Below are 8,601 nucleotides of genomic sequence, written 5' to 3'. Positions count from 1 at the left end.
GTGTTGTGGGGGGCGGACGGCGGCGGAGGGCCCCGCCGCCGTCCGCCGCCTTCTGCTGGACGCCACCCCAGATCGGACGCCGCCCGAGGTCCGATTACTCGGCGGTCTCGACAACGGCGCTCGCCCCGGTGTGGACGGGGTCGGCGACGTGCTGGTTCTTGCGGGCGAACAGGACCGCGAAGCCGGAGATGATGCAGGGGACGGCGCCGAAGAAGAACGCCGCGGTGGCCCACGTCCCGCCGCTGCCGAGGATGCCCGTGGCGGCCGCGCTGGCCAGGATGGCCCCGATGGGTCCGACCGCGGCGACGAACGCCGCGCCGCGTCCGCGGATGCGGGTGTGGTAGCTCTCGCCGACGAAGAACAGGACGCAGGAGTACGGGCCGATGAGGAAGAACGTGCCCACGCTGTAGAGGGCGACGACGGTCCAGAAGTCGCTCGGGCCGAAGATCATGGCGGTGAAGACGATGCCGCCGAGGATCCAGCCGAAGGAGATCACGTTGCGTCGCCCGAACCTGTCGCCGAGAGCGCCGTGCGTGAGGTAGCCGAGGTAGGCGATGACGTTGGACATCAGCAGGATGGCCAGCGAGTTGGTGAAGGAGATGTGATGGATAGTGGTGATCACGGTGGTGCCCAGGACGCTGAAGACCTGGACCGGGAAGTAGTTCAGGATGTGTCCGAAGGACAGGGCGAGGGTGGTGCGCAGGCTGCGGCCGCGGAAGATGTCGGCCATGGTGCTGGGCCGGTGGTGCTCCTCGATGCCCAGCGATTCCGAGATCGCCGCCGCCTCGGCGTGCGCGCCGCTCTTCTGCAGCCGGTGGATCTTGGAGATGGCCTCGAACTGGGGCGACTCGCGCAGCTTGCGGGACAGGGCGGAGACGACGAACGAGGGTACCGCGGCGAAGACGAAGCATCCGGCCCAGCCGATGTGCGGCAGGAGGACGGCGGTCAGCGCGGCGGCGAGGATGGCGCCGATGGGCCACCCGCCCTGGACCAGGGAGTAGATGAAGCCCTGCCGCTTCTTGATGCGCGGGTCGTCGGAGGCGCCGTAGAGCTCGCTGAGGTAGGCGCCGTTGACGCCCTGCTCCGAGAGGCCCAGGCCGCTGATGGACCGGATGAGGACCAGGACCGGGGCGGGCAGGAACGCGGCGAGGGCGGTCAGGACGGAGGCGGTGCCGGCCCCGGCGGTGGCAAGGGCCATGCCGGCCTTGCGGCCGAACTTGTCCATGACGGGCCCGGCGATGAGGCCGACGAGGACGGCTCCGGCGGACATCCAGGTGACCAGGCCTGCCTGGCCCGCGGCGTCCAGGCCGAGGGACTTGCCGAGCTCGGGCAGGAGCGTGCCGAAGAGGATGAAGTCGTAGATGGCGAAAGCCCAGGCGAGCAGGGCCAGGACGGTGGCGAAGGTGATCTGGCGGTTGGTGACGTGGGCGGGGCGCCAGATGGTGCTGGGGGATGACATGGTCCACCTCCATTGGTGGGTCGGATGGGTGCTGGAGGGCTTTTCGGGCATGGCTGGTCAGGGACTCTGCAGGCGCCGTTGCCCTTTTCGGTCCCCGGGCGCGCCGGGGACGGTGCGGGTTCCGCTGACCCCGGCAGGCCGGCTCGCGTCCCGCCGGGGTCAGGGCCTCAGTGCGAGTTCTCTTCGATCTCCGCCAGGATCGGCAGGAGGTACTTGCGGAACTCGGGGTAGTTCTCGGTCACGGGGAAGTGGCCGAGCTTGGGCATCTCCCAGAACTTGGATCCCTTGACGAGGTTGGCGACTTCCTTGGTCTCGGCGGGGGAGGTGTTGGGGTCGTACTCGCCGGTGAGCATGTACAGCATGCACTTGCCGGTGTCGATCGCCGCGGCCTCCTCCGGGGTGACGTTGTGGTCGTAGTAGTAGTAGTAGAGGTCGCCGGCGAAGACCCCTGGGCCGCCTGACTGGTATTCCCACTGGATCTCCCTGACGTTCTCCTCGGGGGAGTAGGGGGAGATGTTCAGCAGCATGGCCGCGCCGATGGAGTTGCGGGAGACGTTGGGGTTGTCGAACTCTCGCCGGATCCCGTCCATGCCGACCTCGACGTACTCGGCGGCCGATCGCAGCGCGCCCTCCACCGAGATGGTGGCCCGGTAGTCCTCGGGGAAGTTCGAGGCGAGGTCGATCGCGAGGTGCCCGCCCATGGAGCTGCCCATGTAGACGGGGCGGTCGAGCTCGAGGGCCTCCGAGAGGGCGTTCGGGAAGGCCATCATGCGGGACTTGGTCATGTTGTACTCGCGGGTCCACCACTTCTCCCCGTGCGGGGGAAGTGACTTGCCGTGGAAGGGCAGGTCGAAGGCGATGACGCGGAACCGTGAGGTGACCTCGGGGTCGTTGAGCAGGTGGCGGTACTGGCGCCCGTCGGACCCTGCGGTGTGGCCGACGATCAGGGGGATGCCCTGCCCGGCCTCCTCGTAGTAGACGCGGTACTCGGTGCCCTCGACGGTGAGGTAGACGTAGTGTCCGGTGATGGGTTCGTGCTTGGCCATGGCCTTACGCTCCTTCTGCGTTGAGCTGGCGGAAGATCTGCATGAGCCGGTTCAGGGCCGGCAGGTAGGCGAAGAGCTGGTGCGTGTTGCTCAGCTGGACCCCGTGCCTGACCGAGGAGCTCTGCAGCGACTGGAAGAACGGGCGCGGGTATTCGGCGGTCATGTCCTCCCACTGCTCGCGGCTGCCCCTGATCCAGATCGCGGCGTCCCGGGGGTCGGCGGCTGCGGGCTCGACGGAGAGCAGCTTCCCGTCGTCGTAGGCCGCCTGCCATGCCTGGTCGCCGATGGCGACGTGGAGCTTGCCGGTGTAGTAGCGCATCTCGCGGGAGAACTCGAAGTCCTCGTTCGCGGACTGCAGCACCTGGGCGAAGTCACGCATTGATCTGCCTTTCATCCTCGAAGGAGTTGGTGGGTGCGAGGATCTCGTACATCCTCGTGTGGTCTTCGCCGCCGTGGCCGGCGTCGAGGGCCGACTGCCAGATTCCCTCGCAGTCGTGGCTGAAGGGGGCCTTCAGGCCGAGCCCGTCGGCCAGCCCGGTGGCGATCCTGATGTCCTTGGCCATCAGGCCGATCGGGAACCCGGATCCGAACGTTCCGCTGAGCATGAACTGGGCGACCTTGTTCTCCGAGGTGTTGCTGCGCCCGGAGGAGGCGTTCAGGACCTCGGTGAGGGTCGCGGGGTCGATTCCGAACCGGACGCCGATGTGCAGGGCCTCGACGGTCGCCACAACGGAGGAAGCCGAGACGAGGTTGTTCAGGGCCTTCGCGGCGTGGCCGGACCCGGCGCCGCCGATGTGGATGACCGACTTCCCGAGGGTCTCGAAGATGTCCTTGGCCTCCTCGAGGTCCTGCCACCGGCCGCCGACCATGATGGCCAGGTTCCCGTTCTGTGCTCCCTTGACCCCTCCCGAGACCGGAGCGTCGAGGTAGCGCATGCCCTGCTGTTCAAGGGCCTGCCCGAGAGCGCGGGACCGGAGCGGGTCGGAGGAGGACATGTCGATGAAGAGGGTGTTGAACGAGGCGGCCGAGGCTATGCCCGAGATACCCAGGAGCACGCTCTCGACGATGTCCGAGTTCGGCAGCATCGTGATGACGACGTCGGCCCCGCGCCAGTCGGCAGGCTGCGCGACGGGCCTCGTGGTGGGGTTCCGGGCGAGGAAGCGCTCGACGGCGGCGCCGTCGCCGTCGCTGACGATCAGGCGGTGGCCCGCGGCGGAGAGCCGTTCGCCCATGGGGAAGCCCATGTTGCCCAGGCCGATCAGGCCGATGGTGCTCACTGCTCTGCCTCCATCTCCTTGAAGACCTCGCGGGCGAGGCGGAAGCTGTCCAGGGCGGCGGGGGCCCCGCAGTAGACGGCGACCTGGAGGAAGACCTCCTGGATCTGCTCCTTGGTCACCCCGTTGCGGAGGGCGCCGCGGACGTGGACCTTGAGCTCGTGGGGGCGGTTGAGTGCGCTGATCATGGCGAGGTTGATCAGGCTGCGCTGGGCCCGCTCGAGGCCGGGCCGGTTCCACACGTCGCCCCAGCAGTACTGGGTCACCATCTGCTGCATCGGCATCGAGAACTCGTCGGCGCTGCCGAGGCTGCGCTGGACGTAGTCCTCGCCGAGGACCTCCTTGCGGGTGGCGAGGCCCTTCTCGAACAGTTCCCAGTTGACGGTCTGGGTGGTCACTGGGCCACTCCCTCCGCGGCTTCCTGTGCCGCGTCGATCTTGGTCTGGTCCCACACGGCCTGGATGTTGGCGAACTCGTGGACGCCGAGGTAGGACAGCTCGCGGCCGAAGCCGCTCTTCTTCACCCCGCCGATGGGGATCCTGGGGTCCGAGACGGACAGGCCGTTGATGAAGACCCCGCCGGCCTCGATCTGGCGTGCCATCTCCCGGGCCCTGGCGTTGTCGCGGGTCCAGATGGCGGCGCTGAGCCCGAACTCGGAGTCGTTGGCCTTGGCTAGGGCGTCCTCCGCGTCCGATGCCGGGACGAGGGTGGCGACGGGGCCGAAGATCTCCTCGCGGAAGGCGGTCATCTCCTGGGTGACATCACCGAGGACTGTCGGGGCGTAGAACGCGCCGGGGCCCTCGATGCGGTGCCCGCCCGCGAGCAGCCGGGCGCCCTCGGCGATGGAGCGCTTCACCTGGTCGTCGACATCGGCGAGGGCCTCCTCCTTGGCCATGGGGCCGATGAAGGTCTCAGGGGAGGTGGGGTCGCCTACCTGGAAGGCCTTCACATGCTCGGTGAGCTTGGCTGCGAACTCGGCGTACACGGGGGCCTCGACGATGATCCGCTTCGCGGAGATGCACACCTGCCCTGCGTTGGTCATCCGGCCCACGGCCGCGGCCTCGGCCGCCTTGTCCAGGTCGGCGTCGGCCAGGACGATGAACGGGTCGGAGCCGCCGAGCTCGAGGATGACCTTCTTCAGGGCACGCCCCGCCTCGGCCGCAACACTCTGGCCCGCCGCGGTGCCGCCGGTCACCGCGACGCCGGTGATCCGCCCGTCGTGGATGACAGCCGGAATCTGGTCGCGGTCGGCGTTCAGGACGGCGAACGTCCCGGCTGGAAGGCCTGCCTCCTCCCAGAGGGCCTGCAGGGCCAGCGCGCAGCCGAGGACGTTGGAGGCCGGCTTGAGCAGGTATCCGTTGCCGCCGAGGATGATCGGCGCGGCGCCGCGGAAGACCTGCCACACGGGGAAGTTCCACGGCATGACGGCAAGTACGGTGCCGGTGGGCAGGTAGGAGACGTACGCTTCGGGGCCGATCGGGGTCGGCGCGTCTGCCAGCATGGCGGGGCCGTTCTCCGCGTACCACTCCAGCATGTCGGCGCACTTGCGGACCTCCGCCTGCGCCTGCGTTGTCGGCTTGCCCATCTCCGAGGTGATCACGGATGCCAGGGAGAGCGTGTCGCGGCGCAGCAGCGCCGCGAGCCGCCGGAAGACCTCGGCGCGCTGCTCCGGGGGGCTCTCCCGCCAGAGAGCGAAGCCGGCAGCGGTGCGGACGAGGACCCTTTCGACTCCTTCCCGGTCCAGATAGGGGTAGGCAGCGATCTCCTCGCCGGTCGCCGGGTTCGTCGACTTCGCGACGGCAGCTTCGATGGTGCTCATTCTCGGGGTTCCTTCGGTCTGTTGTGATCCGACTAACACCACTGTAGGAAGAGCCAACCGTTCGATAAATAAGAACTTTCGGAAGTATCACTTCTCTTCAAGAGAAGACCCTTTCGGAGTGGAGGCCGTGGCCCTGCCAGCCTTGCGTTCGAGCCGCGGGCCTGTCATTCTTCTGTGAGACCGAAGAGTCAACGGCGTCAGATTCTCGGAAGGAGAAGGCACTGTGGAGATCTCCCAGCTGGAAATCTTCCTCGCCGTCGCCGAGACGGGCAGCATCACCAAGGCCGCTGGGAAGCTGCTGCGTGCCCCTTCCAATGTCTCCACGAGGATCCAGCAGCTCGAGCGGGAGCTCGGGGTGAGCCTCCTAGTCCGGGACAAGAGGCAGAGCTCGCTCTCGGCCGACGGCGAGGTCTTCCTCGACTATGCCCGGAAGATCGTCGACCTGTGCAACGATGCCAAGGCCTTCACCGCCCAGGGGGAGCCCCGCGGGAAGTTCCGCCTCGGCGCCCTCGAGAGCACCGCCGCCGTGCGGATTCCGCCCATACTGGCCAGCTTCCACCTCAACTACCCGGCCGTCGACGTCGAGCTCGAGGCCGCCTCCTCCGGGGTCCTGTTCGACCATCTCCTCAACGGACAGCTCACCGCCGCCTTCTCGGACGGCAAGCCTGCCGTGCCGGCCCTGACCGGGATCAAGGCCTTCACCGAGAACCTCGTGATCCTCACGCCGCAGACCGTGTCCACGATCGATCCCGACTTCAAGGCCTCCCACCCCACAGCCTTCATGTTCGGCACCATCTGCTCATACCGGCAGCGCTTCGAGGACTGGCTCGAATCCGAGGGCATTGTCCCCGGGCGGATCGTGGAGATCTCCTCCTACTACAGCATGCTCGCCTGCGTCGCGGCCGGGGGCGGGATCTGCATGATCCCCGAATCGCTCCTCGAGACCCTACCCGGGGCCAGCCGCGTCCAGAAGCACACCATCCCCGGGGACCTCGGAAGGGCCGAGACCTGGCTCATGTGGCGCCGCGACTGCCGCTCCGCCAACCTCAAGGCCTTCATCTCAGAACTCAAGGACCATCTGGCTTCGGGACCAGTAGAAGCAGCCGCATGACCTTCCGTCCGGTCAATCAAACCATCAGAATCTTTGCCATCGCTTCTTCCGTCGGCTGCGGTAACGGCGTCTGATCGGGGGCCTACAAGTACTCTCCATCTTCAAGTCCGGTTGAAGTCAGATCGCCGGCCGATAGGCACCGGTCGGCATGCTTCAGACGAGGCGCTGAAAAGGTCCATCGACCCAGTGGTGGACGGCCTCTTCGATCAGCCGGCTAGAATCGTCCATTCCATGAAGTTGCCGATCGCGGCAGCCAGGATTGTCCTTCCGAACGCCATCGGGGCGGCGAGCCCTCGGGTGGGGGGCATAGTGCGGTGCTCCACGGAGATAACCCTCTCTCCGTCTGTCTCCGGTTCCTCGGTCAGGCGAGCTCGTCGAGCACGGGGGTGAGGTAGGTCTTGAAGAGTTCGTAGAAGTGAATTGTGATTTGCGTCAAACGATCGGCTCTTCCACCTAAGAAGAGGGGGTGGGACTAGAACTGTTGCGCCGGCGCATCTCCTCTCGCAAAGCCTCACAGCACTCCTGACGCCCTCCTCGGGGCCGCCCGCGCCTCGCCGAGTGACGGTTGGACCGCGTCACGGTTGGGCCGCGTACGCGGCCCATAACACGAGCTCCCCAGCATGGGGGAATCCAGTCCATGGGGGAGAGCGATGTGAGAGCGAATAAAGGCGCAGCGTCTTAGGTAGGCTTCACTGATCTTGAGCACCCTGCCAACCTCGCCGTTCTTCCACTCGGCGAGCAGGATTCATGAAACCGTGACTGCAGCTAGGTGATATGGCGGATTGAGCTCAGGTTTCTTCGTAATGCGCGCCGGCGCCTGCCAAGACGCCTAAGGGACACCCCGAGCACGGCATTCGGGATGCCAGATGCGGCGGTTGGACGTTCAGCGGGAAAGCCAGCCAGTTCTACCAAGGGAGATCCTTGGATGTTCGCCGGAGGCCGGCGGTCGCGTCGAGCACCCCATCCAGCCAGGACACCCGGTTGGAGTAGCGTCTTATGCGGCTGGGGGATGTCCAGCGGAAGGCCGTGTGCTCCCAGTTGATGTCCAAACGACGCCGGTTCGTTACAGCAGTGAAGGTGTGTACTGTCCAAGGATTGCCCTCGTCGTCTCCGAGGGTGAGGACTGGTCCGGGCATCACCTCCCCCAGATCGGCGGCCTCGAGGCCCGTCTCTTCCCGGAGCTCTTCCAAGGCCTGCTGAGTGGGGGAGATGCCCGGTTCGACGAATCCGGTAATGCATTGCCATAGGCCCGGATCGGATCGGACAGCAGGGCTCCGCTTCAGGAGGGCGATCTTTCCCCGCCATTCCAGCACGATCGCGACGATTTGACGAGGGGTCCCATGCTCGCAGGCCGAATCGCTCCGAGACGGGACCGCAATGATCTGGGTTGTTGCCGGCATCGTTGCCGCTCCTCCTGCACTCAGGGGCTCGTTGAAGTGGGATGTAAGCCCCGCTAACGCGCGCAAAGTCAAATACAGTAATACGGTAAGAGCGACTGTAGAGCTAAGCGTAGAGCGCGTCAATCCTTAAACAAGAAACACCCCCTCCGGCACGGGCGGAGGGGGTGAAAGGCTCGATGGCGGGCGGGGAACTCGTCAAGCGCGCTGGCTCTTGCGCATCTCCCCCAGGGCAGCCTCGGCCGCGCTTCGTACGTGGTCCTCGCAGGCGGATCGGGCCTCGTCGGGATCCCTGTTCACGGCGGCCGCTGCGGTGATGCGAGTGATCTCGGCTACGGTCTTGATGTTTCGTCCGGGAGCGGCGAAGGAGAGGGTTCTGAGGATCTGGGTCCGCGCATTCACCGTCCGCAGCATGCGGGCGATCTCCTCGTTGCCCGCGCCTTCCAGGAGCACATCGTAGTAGCGGTCCTTGGCCGCGAGCTTCTCGCCCGGATC

At 66.6% G+C, this 8,601-nt stretch carries 9 protein-coding genes; 1 reads left to right on the top strand and 8 read right to left on the bottom strand.

Annotation, left to right across the window (positions count from 1 at the left end; all coding sequences use genetic code 11):
* Positions 1 to 94: 94 nt before the first annotated feature.
* From ACTHL9_RS01875 to ACTHL9_RS01850, 6 genes are all read right to left on the bottom strand, one after another.
* A complete protein-coding gene (locus ACTHL9_RS01875; RefSeq protein WP_440516956.1) occupies positions 95 to 1,459 on the bottom strand; it encodes an MFS transporter in 1,365 nt (454 codons plus the stop codon).
* A 167-nt stretch (positions 1,460 to 1,626) separates the two neighbouring features.
* Complete coding sequence (locus ACTHL9_RS01870) at positions 1,627 to 2,505, bottom strand: alpha/beta fold hydrolase (protein WP_440516955.1); 879 nt, start codon at positions 2,503 to 2,505, stop codon at positions 1,627 to 1,629.
* A gap of 4 nt (positions 2,506 to 2,509) precedes the next feature.
* Positions 2,510 to 2,884, bottom strand: coding sequence for a hypothetical protein (locus ACTHL9_RS01865; protein WP_440516954.1), 375 nt, complete (start codon positions 2,882 to 2,884; stop codon positions 2,510 to 2,512).
* Positions 2,877 to 3,782 carry an NAD(P)-dependent oxidoreductase gene (locus ACTHL9_RS01860; protein ID WP_440516953.1) on the bottom strand — a complete coding sequence of 302 codons (906 nt, stop codon included), beginning with the start codon at positions 3,780 to 3,782 and terminating at the stop codon, positions 2,877 to 2,879. Before ACTHL9_RS01860 ends, ACTHL9_RS01865 begins: the two co-directional genes overlap by 8 nt.
* Positions 3,779 to 4,177, bottom strand: a complete 399-nt coding sequence (locus ACTHL9_RS01855; RefSeq protein ID WP_440516951.1) for a carboxymuconolactone decarboxylase family protein — start codon at positions 4,175 to 4,177, stop codon at positions 3,779 to 3,781. Before ACTHL9_RS01855 ends, ACTHL9_RS01860 begins: the two co-directional genes overlap by 4 nt.
* Positions 4,174 to 5,598 carry an NAD-dependent succinate-semialdehyde dehydrogenase gene (locus ACTHL9_RS01850; protein WP_440516949.1) on the bottom strand — a complete coding sequence of 475 codons (1,425 nt, stop codon included), beginning with the start codon at positions 5,596 to 5,598 and terminating at the stop codon, positions 4,174 to 4,176. Before ACTHL9_RS01850 ends, ACTHL9_RS01855 begins: the two co-directional genes overlap by 4 nt.
* Before the next feature lie 223 nt (positions 5,599 to 5,821).
* On the opposite strand from ACTHL9_RS01850, the gene ACTHL9_RS01845 reads away from it, so the two are divergent.
* Positions 5,822 to 6,709, top strand: a complete 888-nt coding sequence (locus ACTHL9_RS01845; RefSeq protein WP_440516947.1) for a LysR family transcriptional regulator — start codon at positions 5,822 to 5,824, stop codon at positions 6,707 to 6,709.
* 905 nt (positions 6,710 to 7,614) lie between these two features.
* Here ACTHL9_RS01845 and ACTHL9_RS01840 read toward each other — a convergent pair.
* Both ACTHL9_RS01840 and ACTHL9_RS01835 read right to left on the bottom strand, forming a co-directional pair.
* On the bottom strand, positions 7,615 to 8,109 hold the full coding sequence (locus ACTHL9_RS01840; protein WP_440516946.1) for an NUDIX domain-containing protein: 495 nt from the start codon (positions 8,107 to 8,109) through the stop codon (positions 7,615 to 7,617).
* 195 nt (positions 8,110 to 8,304) lie between these two features.
* Positions 8,305 to 8,601: FCD domain-containing protein (locus ACTHL9_RS01835; RefSeq protein WP_440516944.1), on the bottom strand; the 297-nt coding region annotated here is incomplete at its 5' end.

The organism is Sinomonas sp., from assembly GCF_051955515.1.
Classification (GTDB): Bacteria; Actinomycetota; Actinomycetes; order Actinomycetales; family Micrococcaceae; genus Sinomonas.
Note: the sequence above shows the minus strand (reverse complement) of the source record. Positions and strands in the feature narration are given on the sequence as shown.

Coding starts and splice junctions, on each gene's coding strand:
- ACTHL9_RS01870 (WP_440516955.1), bottom strand. CDS start 2,505: ATGGCCAAGCACGAACCCATCACCGGACACTACGTCTACCTCACCGTC.
- ACTHL9_RS01875 (WP_440516956.1), bottom strand. CDS start 1,459: ATGTCATCCCCCAGCACCATCTGGCGCCCCGCCCACGTCACCAACCGC.
- ACTHL9_RS01840 (WP_440516946.1), bottom strand. CDS start 8,109: ATGCCGGCAACAACCCAGATCATTGCGGTCCCGTCTCGGAGCGATTCG.
- ACTHL9_RS01850 (WP_440516949.1), bottom strand. CDS start 5,598: ATGAGCACCATCGAAGCTGCCGTCGCGAAGTCGACGAACCCGGCGACC.
- ACTHL9_RS01865 (WP_440516954.1), bottom strand. CDS start 2,884: ATGCGTGACTTCGCCCAGGTGCTGCAGTCCGCGAACGAGGACTTCGAG.